The sequence below is a fragment of the Scytonema hofmannii PCC 7110 genome (genome assembly GCF_000346485.2).
Taxonomy (GTDB): Bacteria; Cyanobacteriota; Cyanobacteriia; order Cyanobacteriales; family Nostocaceae; genus Scytonema; species Scytonema hofmannii.
This window is the reverse complement of the sequence record NZ_KQ976354.1, coordinates 9691043-9705855: the sequence shown is the minus strand read 5'-3', so window position 1 is coordinate 9705855 and position 14813 is coordinate 9691043. Positions and strand designations below refer to the sequence as shown.

13 protein-coding genes and 1 pseudogene are annotated in these 14813 nt (G+C 42.0%); 9 read left to right on the top strand and 5 right to left on the bottom strand.

The window, feature by feature from the left end:
- Window positions 1-20: 20 nt before the first annotated feature.
- The 3 genes from WA1_RS40865 (at window position 21) to WA1_RS40855 (ending at window position 3138) form a co-directional block, all read left to right on the top strand.
- Complete coding sequence (locus WA1_RS40865) at window positions 21-776, top strand: hypothetical protein (RefSeq protein ID WP_017742809.1); 756 nt, start codon at window positions 21-23, stop codon at window positions 774-776.
- A gap of 203 nt (window positions 777-979) precedes the next feature.
- On the top strand, window positions 980-1846 hold the full coding sequence (locus WA1_RS40860; RefSeq protein ID WP_017742808.1) for a tetratricopeptide repeat protein: 867 nt from the start codon (window positions 980-982) through the stop codon (window positions 1844-1846).
- Between the two features lie 251 nt (window positions 1847-2097).
- A complete protein-coding gene (locus WA1_RS40855; RefSeq protein WP_017742807.1) occupies window positions 2098-3138 on the top strand; it encodes a sensor histidine kinase in 1041 nt (346 codons plus the stop codon).
- A 93-nt stretch (window positions 3139-3231) separates the two neighbouring features.
- On the opposite strand, the gene WA1_RS40850 is transcribed toward WA1_RS40855, so the two are convergent.
- From WA1_RS40850 to uvrB, 5 genes and pseudogenes are all read right to left on the bottom strand, one after another.
- The gene (locus WA1_RS40850; protein ID WP_017742806.1) at window positions 3232-4905 is read right to left on the bottom strand and encodes a GMC oxidoreductase; all 1674 of its coding nucleotides are present in this window, start codon (window positions 4903-4905) and stop codon (window positions 3232-3234) included.
- Between the two features lie 495 nt (window positions 4906-5400).
- Window positions 5401-5859 carry a PIN domain-containing protein gene (locus WA1_RS40845; protein WP_026134574.1) on the bottom strand — a complete coding sequence of 153 codons (459 nt, stop codon included), beginning with the start codon at window positions 5857-5859 and terminating at the stop codon, window positions 5401-5403.
- Window positions 5852-6106 carry a UPF0175 family protein gene (locus tag WA1_RS40840; RefSeq protein ID WP_017742804.1) on the bottom strand — a complete coding sequence of 85 codons (255 nt, stop codon included), beginning with the start codon at window positions 6104-6106 and terminating at the stop codon, window positions 5852-5854. The genes WA1_RS40845 and WA1_RS40840 overlap by 8 nt, the downstream gene beginning before the upstream one ends.
- Window positions 6107-6110: 4 nt before the next feature.
- A pseudogene (locus WA1_RS40835) lies at window positions 6111-6572 on the bottom strand (Uma2 family endonuclease); the annotation flags it as partial.
- A gap of 184 nt (window positions 6573-6756) precedes the next feature.
- Window positions 6757-8757 carry an excinuclease ABC subunit UvrB gene (gene uvrB, locus WA1_RS40830; RefSeq protein ID WP_017742802.1) on the bottom strand — a complete coding sequence of 667 codons (2001 nt, stop codon included), beginning with the start codon at window positions 8755-8757 and terminating at the stop codon, window positions 6757-6759.
- A 278-nt stretch (window positions 8758-9035) separates the two neighbouring features.
- Between uvrB and WA1_RS40825 the strand changes: the two genes are divergently transcribed.
- The 6 genes from WA1_RS40825 (at window position 9036) to WA1_RS40800 (ending at window position 14794) form a co-directional block, all read left to right on the top strand.
- Window positions 9036-9392: a hypothetical protein gene (locus WA1_RS40825; protein WP_017742801.1), complete on the top strand. Its 357-nt coding sequence runs from the start codon at window positions 9036-9038 to the stop codon at window positions 9390-9392.
- Between the two features lie 683 nt (window positions 9393-10075).
- The gene (locus WA1_RS40820) at window positions 10076-11083 is read left to right on the top strand and encodes a hypothetical protein (RefSeq protein WP_017742800.1); all 1008 of its coding nucleotides are present in this window, start codon (window positions 10076-10078) and stop codon (window positions 11081-11083) included.
- Window positions 11080-11652, top strand: a complete 573-nt coding sequence (locus WA1_RS40815) for a Pvc16 family protein (RefSeq protein WP_017742799.1) — start codon at window positions 11080-11082, stop codon at window positions 11650-11652. Before WA1_RS40820 ends, WA1_RS40815 begins: the two co-directional genes overlap by 4 nt.
- Before the next feature lie 3 nt (window positions 11653-11655).
- Window positions 11656-12276, top strand: a complete 621-nt coding sequence (locus WA1_RS40810; RefSeq protein WP_017742798.1) for a carboxypeptidase-like regulatory domain-containing protein — start codon at window positions 11656-11658, stop codon at window positions 12274-12276.
- A 95-nt stretch (window positions 12277-12371) separates the two neighbouring features.
- Window positions 12372-13592, top strand: coding sequence for a phage tail sheath family protein (locus tag WA1_RS40805; RefSeq protein ID WP_017742797.1), 1221 nt, complete (start codon window positions 12372-12374; stop codon window positions 13590-13592).
- A 65-nt stretch (window positions 13593-13657) separates the two neighbouring features.
- Window positions 13658-14794 carry a phage tail sheath family protein gene (locus tag WA1_RS40800; protein WP_148663034.1) on the top strand — a complete coding sequence of 379 codons (1137 nt, stop codon included), beginning with the start codon at window positions 13658-13660 and terminating at the stop codon, window positions 14792-14794.
- Window positions 14795-14813: the final 19 nt, after the last annotated feature.

The following is a 14813-nucleotide window of genomic DNA, read 5'->3' as shown; positions in this document are numbered from 1 at the left end:
TCCCTACTCCCCACTCCCTTATGAAAATTTACGTACAAAGTCGCGGTTTTTCACAAGACTATGATTACTGCTGGTTGCCAGAAGTACCGCCTATTCTAAGACAATACCGAATTAACGATCTCATTCAAAGTGAATCCCCTTCGGTTGTTTTAGGGCGCTATGACAATAAATTGCTATTACTGGTGACTGGTCTTGAGGCTAGTGAAAGGACAGATTTTCAGGGAAGGAAAATTCGTAATTCCGTAGCATGGGTTGGTGAAGATAGTGAAGCCAACGAGCAAAAGCTACGAGCGATCGCAGCTTATGCTTTACGCGGGTTGTTGGATACTGACCTTGACAAAGCCGTGAAATTTGGCGGCGATTCTGGGTTTGAGGTGTGTTTTGATACCATTAGCCACTTCAAGGTAGATGAAGTCAAACTTTTTAATGCCAAATTAGAAAGTAAAATTGGCAAAAATTCCGAGTATTTACGAAACGATATAGCTTATGAGCTAGAAGAACGGTGTTTGCCAAAAGGTAATAGCTTCAATAACATTCCCCTTGTCGTCGTCACTGGTATCAAATCAGTAAATGCTTTAAAACAGGCAAATGTCTGGCGTGGGTTATCTAATTTAGTACAGGGGGAGGGATGGCTTGAACCCTATAAAAGTTACCCGTCAGAGTCAGCGCTTGCAAGCAGCAGCCAAACGCATCAAAAGAACAATTCGCTAGTGTTCGTTATCTTGTTGATTGCTGTCATCCCAGTATTCATGATTTTATTTCTGTTTATTCGTTAGGGACTTCCAAGAAATAAATTATCCGGTGATTGTGGGATGGGCGTCCTCGCCCGTCCTATGCTAGTGGCGGGCGGGGACGCCCGCACCACAAGAAATTTTGGGATATTTTTTTATTTGGAAGTCCCTTAGTGGATTTATCAAACTGCAAATAATATATAAGGTGTGATTGTCTGTAACGTATGTAACTGTTTGGGGAATCGACGATGAGTCAAGCGGTCAGGATAGGGGCAAATACATCTTCACTCGTCTCTGAAGACTACAAATACTGGTATCAGCAGGGCAAGCAGCTCGACAAACAAGAGCGTTATGAAGAAGCAATTGTGTATTACGATAAAGCTCTGGCAGCTTGCCCCGATAACTACTGGGTATGGTATGACAGAGGCAGTGCTTTACGGGAATTGGGTCAGTATGAGGCGGCGATCGTGAGTTACGATCAAGCGCTCTCTATTCGTCCCGATGATTACTGGGGATGGTATAACCGGGGCTATGTTGCACTAGAGGATTTGGAATTGTTTGAGGAAGCGATCGCAAATTTTGATAAGGCACTCGAAATCCGTCCCCGTGACTACTGGGCATGGTTCCGTCGAGCCGAAGCCTTGAGACATTTGGATCGCTATGAAGATGCAATTTCCAATTATGATAAAGCTTTGTCCAGACGTTCTAACGATTACTGGGCATGGTTGCGGCGGGGAGATGCTTTGAGACATTTAAGTCGCTACGAAGAAGCGCTTAAAAGTTATGATGAAGCACAATATTTTCGCCCAGATGAATTTTGGGTATATTACAAGCAAGGAGACACTCTCAGATATCTAGGTCGATATGAAGAAGCACTTGAGAAATATCAAAAAGCAACAGAACTCAACCCAGATGATGAGTACTCCTTATATAACACGGCTTGTTGTGCAGCCCAAGTAGGAAACGAAGCGTTAGCAATTGAAAGCCTAGAAATAGCTTTAAAAATCAATCCGAATTTTCAATTATTTGTCAAAACTGACCCTGACTTGGAACTGATTCAAGATAGGAGACAGGTAGAAGATTTGCTCAGCAAAATAGCTGAGTGGAACCCTTGACATTCTGCCCACCATATCAATACTGCTCGGGTTTTGTCAGTCACATAACAAATCTAAATCATTCGTGAAAAGTTAGATCCCCGACTTCTCAAAGAAGTCGGGGATCTAGACAACGTGAATTTTTACGGTGTGTACGCGTATGTTAAAACTGTGATTGGAGTCGGTTATAAATTTGAAGACTCGGTCATTCAGGACAAATTGTGAGTAAACAGAGCCTGCGATCTCGATTGCTATTCTCCCATATTGTTGTGATGCTAGCTGGGCTAAGTACTTTAGTCATAGTTAGTAAGTTATTTTCATTCCATGTTTTTGATTTGCATTTACAACGTCTGGAAGGGCGAGGGTTTGACATTGGTAAAATTCGCTACGAGCTAGTTGAGGAATTTGAAGCAACCTCAATGTGGGGAGCTTGGTGGTCATTACTAACGAGTGTTACTGTAGCAAGTGGTTTGAGTTATGTAATTGCCAAGCACATCCTCAAACCTCTTGTTGAGATGGAAAAAATTACCCAAAAGTTTGGTCAGGGAGACTTGAAAGCACGTGTACCGGAAACGGAAATCCCTGAGTTAAATCGCCTTGCCATTAGCTTTAACCAAATGGCATCAAACCTTAAAGGTGTAGAACATCGCCGTCGGGAACTTGTAGGAGACTTAACTCACGAACTGCGGACACCACTGACAATCTTGGAAGGTTATTTGGAGGGTTTGGCAGATGGGACTATTGAACCTTCAACAGAAGTGTTTCAAAGATTAGCCAGAGAAACAACTCGATTGCATCGGTTGGTTAATGATACGCAAGAACTTTCAAAAGCTGAAGCCGGATATTTACCTATTAATATCCAACCCTTCGATATACGTCCACTACTCCTCTCTCTCATTCAAAGATTCTCCGATCAACTTTTAGAAGAAGGTCCAGAGTTGCGTTTAGAATGTCCTCCCAATCCTCCTTTAGTCTCCGCCGACCCCGAACGAGTAGAACAGATTTTGGTCAACTTACTTGGCAATGCAGTGCGCTACACCGTACAAGGTTCGATTACAGTGCGAGTTTGGAGCGAACCTTCCAAGTTATGGATTGCAGTTATCGATACAGGTCATGGCTTGAAAGCAGAAGATTTACCCTTTGTCTTTAATCGATTTTGGCGGTCGGAGCGATCGCGTATCCGCCATCCTGCTGGAACTGGGATGGGTTTGGCTATCTCCCAGCGTCTTGTTCAATTACAGCGAGGTGAGATTCAAGTAGAAAGCGAATTTAACAAAGGAAGTACGTTTCGATTTTCGTTGCCATTGGTATAAAAGAATGGGGAGTGGGGAGTAGGGAGTAGGGAGTGGGGGAAAGAGTGTTTCTTCCATGCATGACGGGTAGCGATCGCCGCCCGTCGGACGCTCTCAAGAAAACAGAGTTTTTACCCGATCTGCCAATCGGACTGCTAAAGCGACAATAGTCAGTGTGGGATTAGCATAGCCTCCTGTGGGAAAAACGGAGCTACCTGCTATAAATAAATTAGAAACATTATGAACTTGACAATTTTCATCCACAACACCTTGCTTAGGATCGAGATGCATACGTGTTGTTCCCATATTATGATGCGTGCTGATTTTTACATTTCCCTCCAATGGTTCGATTTGCAACTCACCTAGTGCCGCGTTCGCAAATTCTTCTGCAAAAATCTTTTGTGTTCGCTTGATACTGTCAGTGTTTATGTCGTTCCAGTAAAAAGTTAATCGCGGTTGAGGATAACCCAGTCTATCTTTGATATCGCTGAGAGTGACTCGATTATTGCGATTTGGAGCCTGTTCTGTTTGACTCAAAACTTCAAACTTTACGTATTTCTGTTCGTTATCTTTGTTGTACGACCACCCTCCTTGACTCAAATTAGGAAACAAATACTGTTGTTTTCGGTTGAAATAATTTTCGTACCCAAAACTTAAAAGATGGTTGATGTTTGCGATCGCAATCCCAAAATGCCAAAGAGCCTTTTTTGGTATTTTGTTATACTTTATAGCCGAAACTAATATCTTTACAGAAGCTATTGTCTCCGATTTAGCCCTTTCATTTCCTGAAAATTGAAATTTTTCATCTCTCGGAAATAATAATGCACTCATATTGAGTAATTTCTCTTGACGCATCACCTGTTGAGTTAAAGTAAACTTACCCATAACTGAGCAATTATTGACTTGGCGTAAATCGTATAATGCCATGGAATTAAAAATTTTTCGACTTTTAGGAAATAACATTCCACAACGAATGAGGGGATGATCCATAAAAAATCGACCAACAACATCATTGTGATTACCCAATCCAGCTTTTTGATTTTGGTTTGACATTAATAATAAACGTGCATTTTCAATAGCACCAGCAGCTAGAATAAATATTTTAGCCGCTACCCAAAATTTATTTCCTGACAAACAAGCAACTCTTACACGAGTTACAATCTTTGCTGTTTCATCAGTTTCAAGTTCTACTACATTTGCATTGATATAAGTGGTAATGTTAGGAGACTGACTGATTTCATGGCGATATTCTTTTGTAAAAATATCGCTAGGTCCAAACTGAAACATTGTGGTCGTCAATTTGTCACCCCTAAAGCAGACTCGAGGAGATTCTACATCTTCCCAAGCCTCAGCTTCATAAGCAAAAATTCCTAGCTTACAGATACTCTGAGCTCGTTCATAAAAAGGATTCAGGTGCGATCTACTAAAAGGCCAACCACTATAAGGAACCCAATCTCGTTTTTCAAAATCTATCTCATCGAAGGGTACGTGTCTTAAACCAATTTGCTGGTCATTTATTTGAATATTCCATAAATTAGCTTGTCCACCATACTGTCGGTGACGCATATCTTTTAAACCTAGAAAAGGAGGATAGCCAATATTTTCACATTCACTCAGAGATCGTGTTTTATGATTGAAGTTAATCTCGCCACTTTCTAGCAAACACACTCGAAACTTTTGACCAATAAATTCTCTTGCTAGTGTAATCCCTGCTGGTCCCGCACCAACAATACAAACTTCAGTCTCAATAACTTCATCTCTGGGTAATTTACAGCTATCCACTAACATTTATTTCCAGTCCTGACAACTAATCACTCACAGTAAATTTACTGGTATGGACATCGTAAATGAAGCGTGCAATTTTCCATTGAGGTTGTCATTTGCCTTTTTCTGAATACACATGACAACGACTCAAAAGAGCCTTTCACAACTCAAATATGACTACCATGTTTTGCTCGTACTGACTCACTCCAAATAAACGCTTGGAGAACTTTCAGTGAGTTTTCAGCAAAACACTGTATCAGTCTTTTAAGTAAATTTTCGATTTATGTATGTCAAATTACACTGGTGACTTAACAAAGAGATGTAGTTTTTATGTCAAAAATATGACAGCTACATGAGGTTTTTGTGTAGCAGCTACATCTCAATATAAGATATAAGTAAACGACTTATTAGTCTAGCGATCGTTCAACGCCTCAATGTTTAATTGTTGAACGAATAAGAACCAACATCACCTACCGTAGGGGCGCAATGCCTTGCGCCCCTACAAGTATAATACGAGCATTATTCGTTGAGGCATATGACGCTAAATCCAATTTGAACTAGTTGCTCAAAAATAGGTTTAGCCGCAGGTACTATGCCTTCTTGCTTAGCTAGTAAAATAACACCCAAAGTACCGCGCACTGGAACTCTCAGGGCTAATGCTGCATTTTTGGCAGCCCGATCATCCAAAATCGCCTCATAACCGGGATTGCTATATACCCATGAAAGAACGTGACTTTCTTCCAATCCCAAATCCCAAGAAGCAATTAGTGGATCGATTTGTTCTATTTCTCTAATCCAAGAAATTGCTTCGTTACTAAGCCAAATTTTAGCTGGGTCATCGTTGGGTCCTGTGTTAATCTCTTGGACTACTCCACTTGGAATTACAACCTCTGCACAAAGTTGTAAGATAAGATTTATCTGGGAAATCTTGGCGAGAACTATCAGTGGAGAGGCATTAATCACCCATCGCCTACTCACGCATCAACTCCTCAGCCAATTCTTCAGGAGTTACTTGAAAGGGAGAAACGTGATAACGTGAAAGAGCTTCCAGAAACTTTTGACGACTGACACCTGCTATCTCAGCAGCTTTTGATTGGGAAAGTGTCCCAACTTCATACCATTTGACAGCAGCAGCTAAGCGCATTTCTTGAACAAAAGTTTCTGGACTACTGCGTAGGGCTGAAAAAGCTCCTTCTGGAAGATCAATGCTAATTTGTACAGTCATAGACTTGCCTACTACCTAATGCAGCATAATCAACAATCCAGTATTCAGGTATTCCCATTTCTTCATAGTCCGCGTATTTTTTGTGATAATCATCACGCCAGTTGGTACTCACTACCTCAACTACCAAAGGAATCGACTTAACCAAAGTGATTATTGATTGCTTTTTCCAGATTGGTTCATTAACTAAATTAGGTCGATTTAATATCAAAATATCTGGTGAGTAACTAGATTCATTTTGAGGTGGTTGAACGAAAACTGTTTTGGGAATAAAGTATGGCAGATTGAGCCGACTATATTCTAGAGACAATTTTGTAGCTAAAAATCCAACAACTTCTTCATGTTCGCCAACTGGCAGAGGCATTTTAACAATCGCTGCATTATGTAGTTCATAACGCTGTTCTGAATTTTCTGGATACCAGGCGGCAAATTCTTCAACAGTGACTGGTTTTGGTAAAGTTTGAACCATAATGCTTCCTTTATAATATTACTTAGGACTTACGCAACAACAAAATGGCATTTCAAGTATTTCACGCGTTGTAGATCCTCCCAACTCCAATACTACAAGGTATCTCGAATTTTTGTGGGTTGGGATCGCTGTGGAGAAACTCAACAAATGCCTATAAATGTTGGGTTTCGTTCCTCAACCCAACCTACGAATGTCCTACCAATTTGTCTCGCAATTGCTTAATGCGATCGCGTAACTTTGCTGCTTCTTCAAACTCCAGTTTCTTTGCTGCTTCTTTCATTAATTCTTCTAGCTGAGTAATCACCTGTGGAATCTCTTCTAACGGTAAATCATCTACATTTTGTTCAATTGTTTCTAACTCAGCCGCATTCAATCGTCTTGAGACTTCCAAAAAAGACAAAATTGCATTTTTAGATTTTTTAACAATTGGTTTGGGTGTAATCCCGTGTTTTTCGTTGTAAGCTATCTGAATGCTGCGACGCCTCTCAGTTTCCGAAATGGCTTTGCTCATGCTGTCGGTGAAGTTATCGGCATATAAAATGGCTTGTCCTCGAATGTGACGTGCTGCTCTACCAATAGTTTGAATCAAAGAGCGCTCTGCACGCAAAAATCCTTCTTTATCAGCATCCAAAATTACCACAAGAGAAACTTCCGGTAAATCTAAACCTTCCCGCAGCAAGTTTACACCTACCAAGACATCAAAATTCCCATCACGCAAATCTTGCAAAATCTCAATTCGCTGAATGGAATTAATCTCTGAATGCAGATATCTGACTCGAACGCCATTATCTTCTAAATACTCAGTTAAATCTTCTGCCATGCGCTTGGTTAACGTTGTAATCAGCACCCGTTCGCTGCGGTCAATTCTCTCTCTAATTTCACCTAATAAATCATCAATTTGCCCTTCTGTAGGACGCACTATGATTTCTGGATCAATCACTCCAGTTGGTCTAATGATCTGTTCCGCCACATGAGAGTCAGAAATTTCTAATTCCCAATTTCCTGGAGTCGCAGACACAAAAATACACTGGTCTACTTTTGTCCAAAATTCCTCTGCTTTCAACGGACGGTTATCAGCAGCACTTGGAAGACGAAAGCCATGCTCGATTAACACTTGCTTTCGTGCTTGGTCACCGTTATACATTCCACGTATCTGCGGTACGGTGACGTGAGATTCGTCTATCACCAACAGCCAATCTTTGGGAAAATAATCAATCAAACACTCCGGAGGTGCGCCTGCTTCTCGTCCTGCTAGGTGACGGGAATAGTTTTCCACACCATTGCAGTAACCTACTTCCCGCAACATCTCCAAGTCATAACGAGTCCGTTGGTCTATACGTTGCGCTTCTAGTAATTTTCCGGCTTCCTCTAATTGTGCTCTCCGCTCTTTAAGTTCTGTTGCGATCGCATCACACGCCGCATCTAACCTTTCTTCTGGGGTGACAAAGTGACGTGCGGGGTAAATATTGACGAATTCTACGCTCTTGAGAATTTCACCCGTAACTGGATCGACGTAACGAATTGCGTCAATTTCATCCCCAAAAAATTCTACACGAATGATTCGGTCTTCATATGCCGGACCGATTTCTAAAACATCTCCCCGAACTCGAAAACGTCCGCGACCCATTTCTATATCGTTACGACCATACTGAACTGATACTAAGTCTTTCAGTATTTCCCGTTGGTCAACTTCCATCCCCACTTGAAAAGGAATGGCAGCTTTCAAGTATTCTGAAGGAATTCCCAAACCGTAGATGCAGCTAATGGAAGCAACAACGATGACATCTCGGCGTTCAAAGAGCGATCGTGTTGCGGAGTGACGCAACATATCTATCTCATCGTTGATTGAAGCTGTTTTTTCTATATAGGTATCACTAACGGGAATATAAGCTTCCGGTTGGTAATAATCGTAATAGCTGATAAAGTACTCAACAGCATTATTGGGAAAGAATTCGCGCAACTCGTTACAAAGTTGGGCAGCAAGAGTTTTGTTGTGAGCTAGGACTAGGGTAGGTTTCCCCACTTTTTCGATGACGGACGCAATGGTAAATGTTTTTCCTGTCCCCGTAGCTCCCAGTAAAGTTTGATACCGATTATTGTCATTGACACTCTTCACAAGTTGAGCGATGGCTTGTGGTTGATCGCCTGTTGGTTGAAAGGGAGCTTGAAGACAAAACTCTTTCATAAATCTTTTCTTGAGAGTAGGGAGTAGGGATTACTCCCTACTCACCTATATTTTACATAAATTAATAATATATTTTAGTTATGTGTAACTTTAAAAATATTTTTACCCATAGCAGGTTTATCAAGGCTACACTCGGAACGTTAAGGAAAAATTTGGAATTTCCTGAGTATTGTAAAATAAGTTAATAATTCCAGGTAACACAAGATAAAAATTTATCCGTCCTGGTCAAGCAGTCAGTTCAAAATATACATCGTACCAAGCAAAAGGGGGAAACAATTGTGGAAGACAATAGTCAAGGTCAAAGTGTGAACGCAGAGCCAGTTGAAAAAAATGGTGATAAGCCAGTGCAATTAGAATCTCCAGGTACACTAGAGGTACGTAACACACTGGCGATTTCTGGTATTCGTCCTATATCTGCTAGTAATTTACAAGTTGTAGAAACAAGAAATGTGATGGGTGTACGTCCTATTGGCGCACATACATTTGAGATTGTTGACACTCTTAATCTATCTGGAGTGCGTCCAATTGGCTCCAGCGAACTAGTTGTTTCTCAAACCTACTCTGTTATGGGTAATCGTCCGGTAGCTCCAAATGAAGTTGGCGAGACTGAAACACTCATGGGTTTTCTTGATTAAACAAAGATAAGTAATATTACATATAATTTTCTGAACTCGGTTCTTTGCAAAACCGAGTTTTTTCATAGATTCTTGAGTTTTAAAAATGACCACACAAATTAGGGACTTCCAAGAAATAAATTATCCCAAAAAAACAACAAACAGCATTATTTAAAAATGATACTCCCTTTCCCCTAGAAGATTATCTAATCCTTTAGTAATAAATAATACATAAAGGTGACAAAAGTAAGATTGTGTTTGATTTTTACTCTATTCTTCAGAGCGATCGCTAAACTTTTCGATCTACTGACAATATTTTAGTGCCATTTCTATTTATAAATGTTATTTTTCATGGGTTTTTCTATGAGTTCTGGGATGAGTTTTATGAGTTGCACAGACTAAGAGAAAAACTAATATCAAAGGTAATTAACTGCGATTGCGCGAAGCGCAGTGCCCAAAGGGCAATCGCTATTGGTATCAGGTCTTTTACGGGTTAAGCGATTGGGCGTTCGCGGAGCGTGCGCTTTGCGCTCAGCCCACCGCCCTTCGGGCAATCGCTTAAAATCTTGTCAATAAGCGGGCATTAATGCGATTATTTTGGGCTTTATTGACATTGAAAGGCTTTTGTTGACAAGATGCGATTGCCCTGGGCACTACCCCTTGGGCAATCGCCATCTCGCAGTTTAATGTAGGAAGGTTTTAATATGGGAATCGAGACAATTATCGTGATTTACGACAACGACTCTTGTGAAGTTGAAGAAGCGAGGAAACTCGACAAAGAACTCACAGTTGGTCGTCTGCTTCACCGCCTGCAAAAGAGACTTCAGCAGGAGCTACATGAAAACCCAGATTCAGAAGCGACCAAGGAGTTCAAAAAAGATGTTGACATCCTTGAGAAAGGATATAGAGAAGAAATTCCGAAGATTGTTGATGAGTATCAAAAAGAGTATTTTCAGTCTTTTTTAAGAGTACAATTACCTAAGGCTGAAGAGAACTACAAAAAGCTCTATAATTGGACTAATGACAATGATAACCCAGGTACAGAAATCCGGAAAGCTATAAGTGAACTAAGAAAAGAATCCTACGAGGAAGTGGAGGCTAATCTCGAGGAGCAGTGGGAATGTGCCTGGAAAGAATTAGAAAATGGTTACTATTGTCGCCGCGAAGAAGCGCTGGCACTTAAAAAGAGAACAGGGGAAAATTTTGAAAATTATAAAAAATTTAAGGACACAGTTACCAATTGGTTCAAGCAGCTTGATGATTTATATAAGAAGGCAGAACCTCTTCTTGAGACAGAAAATTACAAGGCACTGTACGCCTACGGTCTAGAATTTGCTGCTCTTTTGCATCAAGCCAGACAACTGAAAAAAGATGATACAAAGTTGCATCCACAAAATTTAATAGTCAAAGACCATGAATGGCTAAAGAGTGAATTGACAGAATATCTGAGGCAATATGCTCTGGCAGTGTTTAAATATTTTTATTGGTATAAAAACGCACTGGAAATTGTAGAAAAGGAAAAGAAGGCTCGGGAGAGTTATGACAAATTTAGGCAGAACCGTAGAGATCAATTTATCCGGGAGGCACAGGATATTGAGCTAAAACAGCTAAAAGAACAATATGATTACAAGGCTAGTCCATTGCCTGTAAAAGCGGAGGAACCAGAAAGAATTCCCACAAGAGCTTCTCGTACCACGAATGAATCGACATGATCAAAGATTTGGATAATAGCCTGAAAAAACTTCTTGAGGCTGAATTGATGGGAGTTTTTTCGGAGGAAGTTACAGTTGTCTTCGATACACCTGATGATAAATTTCATCCCAATCAGAGAACAGTTGATTTCTTTCTCTATGACGTGCGGGAGAACCTAGAACTACGCAGCAATGATTGGTTGGTAGAGCGGCAGAGTAACGGTATAGCTCGCAAACAACCGCCTCTAGTGCGAGTGGACTGTTCTTATCTAGTGACTGCTTGGTCGGGTGACGTTTTGAGCGAACACAGTTTACTGGGTGAAGTGATGAAAGTGCTATTGCGGCATCCGAAGCTTCCAGAGAGCGTACTCGAAGGCAGTCTAGCAGGACAAGAGCCATTATTGCCAACTAGTAGTCTACAACCCGGTCGCTTGCAGAGTTTAGGGGAATTTTGGCAGGCGCTCGGTGGTAAGCCAAAGGCATCTCTGAATTACACCGTAACTATTGGTGTAGATGCATCTAAACCTGTAGAAGCACCACTGGTTACAGACGCTCAGTTCCGTCTGATGCATGGTTCAAGGGAGAGTTAGTCAATGCTCAAGTGGGAACTCATTCGACATCAAGTAGCGATCGCTGGTCGAGTAACGAATGCCCAAACTAACAGAGCGATCCCCAACGCCGAAGTCATCGTTACTAATGCACCATCCGCTTTTACCAACTGGCTCAAACTCAAATCTTTACAGTATGGCGATCGCTGGAACTTGATGGTTGAGCGTCCCGACCGGACTAGAACCGCTGATGATGGTTACTTCCATTTCTTAGAGCTACCGGAGGGCGAATATACTTTGACTGCATCAGTCCCAAATGCTGCTAGGCGCTATGGCAAAGCCATGTTAACAGTTACAGTACCTACCAAAGTTGAGGGCAAAGTCATTGTGACTGCTGCTGATATGGCTGTGCCAACCACAGTCCTTCAAGGCAAGATATTTAACCAGAATGAGGAACCTGTTTTGATGGCACAAGTGCAGTTTGGCAACACAGAAAGCACATTTAGTAATGACCAAGGTCATTACTCGCTCTTTTCTATAGAAGCATCAGAAATCGAGCGCCTGGTGCTGGTTTCTGCACAGAGCTATCAACCAACCTCCCAATCGGTAGTCATCAACCAGCCTGGTACTTCACAACCTCCTTTGAACTTTGTCTTACAAGGATGATGTTCATGACTTATTTCTTCTCTATGCCCCAACTTTAACGAGCCATTCGTCCCATCCCTATTAACTTAATTATTGAGAATTAAGGAGTAAAAATAATGCCCGTGTATCAAGCGCCGGGAGTATACGTTGAGGAAAAACCCTCAGGTATTATGCCTATTGCTGGTGTTGGCACCAGTATTGCTGGATTTATTGGTCGCGTAGCCGATAATGTCAAAATGCCAGATAAACCAACAAGACAGCCTACTGAGATACCAGAAACGTACCCCCTAGCTCCTGTCAATCAACCACAATTGATTACCAATTGGGAAAGGTTCAAAGCCGCATTTGGTGATTTTCACGAGGGGAATGCAATTTTGGCTCACGCTGTATACGGCTTTTTCAATAATGGTGGTACCCGTTGTTGGATAACTCGTGTTACCGATGAACTGAATGTAGAAAATGTCAGAGCAGCTTTAGACACTTTCAAGCCTATTGACGAAATTGCCTTAGTTGTTGTACCTGGTGCAGTCAGTGATGAAGTTCAAAACGTTGTGCTGGATCATTGCGAGGATCAATATCTACAAGATCGCTTTGCAATTCTAGACGGTCGGTACGAAGGAGTTACTAATCTCAATCTCACCAAAGAGGCTATTCAAGGAGGTGTAAGAGATAGTGACTATGGTGCTATCTATTTTCCCAGGATTCAGGTTTTCGATCCAATAACTAAAAAAAATATTTACATTTCTCCCAGCGGTCACATTGCTGGAGTTTACGCTCGTGTTGATACTGAACGTGGAGTGCATAAAGCGCCTGCTAACGAAGTCATTCGTGGTGCTGAAGGACTTGAGGTTACTGTGACCAAGGCGGATCAGGCAGGATTGAATCCAGAAGGGATCAATGTGATTCGCAAATTCCCCGGCAACAACAATATTCTGATCTGGGGTGCCCGCACTCTGGCGAGTGGGCAAGACGCAGAGTGGATATACATCAATGTCCGTCGTCTATTCCTTTTCCTGCGCGAATCGATTGACGAAGGTACTCAGTGGGCAGTCTTTGAGCCTAATGACTATATACTGTGGGCTAGAATTCGACGTAATGTTTCGGCTTTTCTAACTACTGTCTGGCGGGATGGAGCTTTATTTGGCAATAGCCCACAAGAAGCTTTCTTCGTCAAGTGTGACGAAGAAACCAATCCACCGGAAGTTAGAGATTTGGGTCAAGTTATCACAGAGATTGGTGTAGCAGTTGTCAAACCAGCAGAGTTTGTCATCTTCCGCATCAGTCAGTGGGCAGGACCACAAGCTAACACCAACGCTAACGCTCGACCGGAACAATAGCCTAGCGCGTCCTCAAGACCATAGACATTCGCCCCGCCGATCGCAACTCCCAAATCATGAAAGCCATGTATAAAACTCCAGGTGTCTATCAGAAGTATATAATCTCAGAGCCTCAGGTTATACTTCCTACAGGTGTACCAGCATTTCTGGGGCTCTGTGAAAAGACGGAGATTGCTGTTAATCAGCCCCAGCTATTGACACTGTGGTCTGAATTCAAGTACTTCTTTGGGGAACCTTTGCTCAATAGTTACTTGGCTTATGCCGTGCGGGGCTTTTTCCAGAATGGGGGTAGTTTGTGTTATGTAGTACGCATTCGAGATGCTAATCTAAAAGCATTGTCTGAAGGACTGGTTGCACTGGCAGAACTAGATACCATTGACTTGGTATGTGCGCCCGATATCATGCGATCGCCTCCGGAAAAAACTGACCCTGAAGAGGTACAGCTGATGCAGGCTGCTGTGTTAAATCATTGCAGTCGTTTGGGCGATCGCTTTGCGATTCTAGACTCTCTACCTAGAGCTAACCTGGAACAAATTCAGGCGCAAAGGCAAAGATTAACAGAGAGCTACGGTGCTTTGTACTATCCTTGGATTCGCATCCCTGAAGGTCCAGAACAAAGCAATTATTTCGTTCCGCCCTGCGGTCATATCGCCGGTGTGTACGCCCGCAGCGATCGGCAAATTGGCGTTCACAAAGCACCTGCTAACGAAATTTTGCAGGATGTTGTTGACCTAGAAGTTAACCTCACCAATGCCCAACAAGATGAACTCAATCCGCAAAGTATTAACTGCCTGCGGTCATTTCCCGGACGCGGCATTCGAGTCTGGGGGGCGAGGACACTCAGTCTCGATCGAGAGTGGCTTTATATCAACGTGCGACGACTGTTTTTGACAGTCAGACGATGGATCGAGCTGAACATGGCAAACATGGTTTTTGAACCAAACAATAGCAGGTTATGGGCGACTATCAAACGCGAGTTAACTGTTTTTCTCAATGACTTGTTTCAACGAGGTGCGTTCAAGGGTCGTTCACCCACAGAAGCCTTTTACATTAAATGCGACGAAGAAATTAATCCCCCGGAGGTTAGAAATATTGGGCAAGTCGTCATCGAGATTGGTCTTGCTGCCACCGTTCCTGGTGAATTTATCGTGGTTCGGATCGTTCAAGATGCTGAAGGCGTCATTTCGACAAGTCCTATTTAGGGCATTAAGTTCTTTGGTT

Bases quoted from the DNA above. Each gene is read 5' to 3' on its own strand.
- uvrB (WP_017742802.1), bottom strand. From the start codon at position 8,757: ATGAAAGAGTTTTGTCTTCAAGCTCCCTTTCAACCAACAGGCGATCAA.
- WA1_RS40805 (WP_017742797.1), top strand. From the start codon at position 12,372: ATGCCCGTGTATCAAGCGCCGGGAGTATACGTTGAGGAAAAACCCTCA.
- WA1_RS40860 (WP_017742808.1), top strand. From the start codon at position 980: ATGAGTCAAGCGGTCAGGATAGGGGCAAATACATCTTCACTCGTCTCT.
- WA1_RS40815 (WP_017742799.1), top strand. From the start codon at position 11,080: ATGATCAAAGATTTGGATAATAGCCTGAAAAAACTTCTTGAGGCTGAA.
- WA1_RS40800 (WP_148663034.1), top strand. From the start codon at position 13,658: ATGTATAAAACTCCAGGTGTCTATCAGAAGTATATAATCTCAGAGCCT.
- WA1_RS40840 (WP_017742804.1), bottom strand. From the start codon at position 6,106: ATGACTGTACAAATTAGCATTGATCTTCCAGAAGGAGCTTTTTCAGCC.
- WA1_RS40865 (WP_017742809.1), top strand. From the start codon at position 21: ATGAAAATTTACGTACAAAGTCGCGGTTTTTCACAAGACTATGATTAC.
- WA1_RS40810 (WP_017742798.1), top strand. From the start codon at position 11,656: ATGCTCAAGTGGGAACTCATTCGACATCAAGTAGCGATCGCTGGTCGA.
- WA1_RS40855 (WP_017742807.1), top strand. From the start codon at position 2,098: ATGCTAGCTGGGCTAAGTACTTTAGTCATAGTTAGTAAGTTATTTTCA.
- WA1_RS40820 (WP_017742800.1), top strand. From the start codon at position 10,076: ATGGGAATCGAGACAATTATCGTGATTTACGACAACGACTCTTGTGAA.
- WA1_RS40850 (WP_017742806.1), bottom strand. From the start codon at position 4,905: ATGTTAGTGGATAGCTGTAAATTACCCAGAGATGAAGTTATTGAGACT.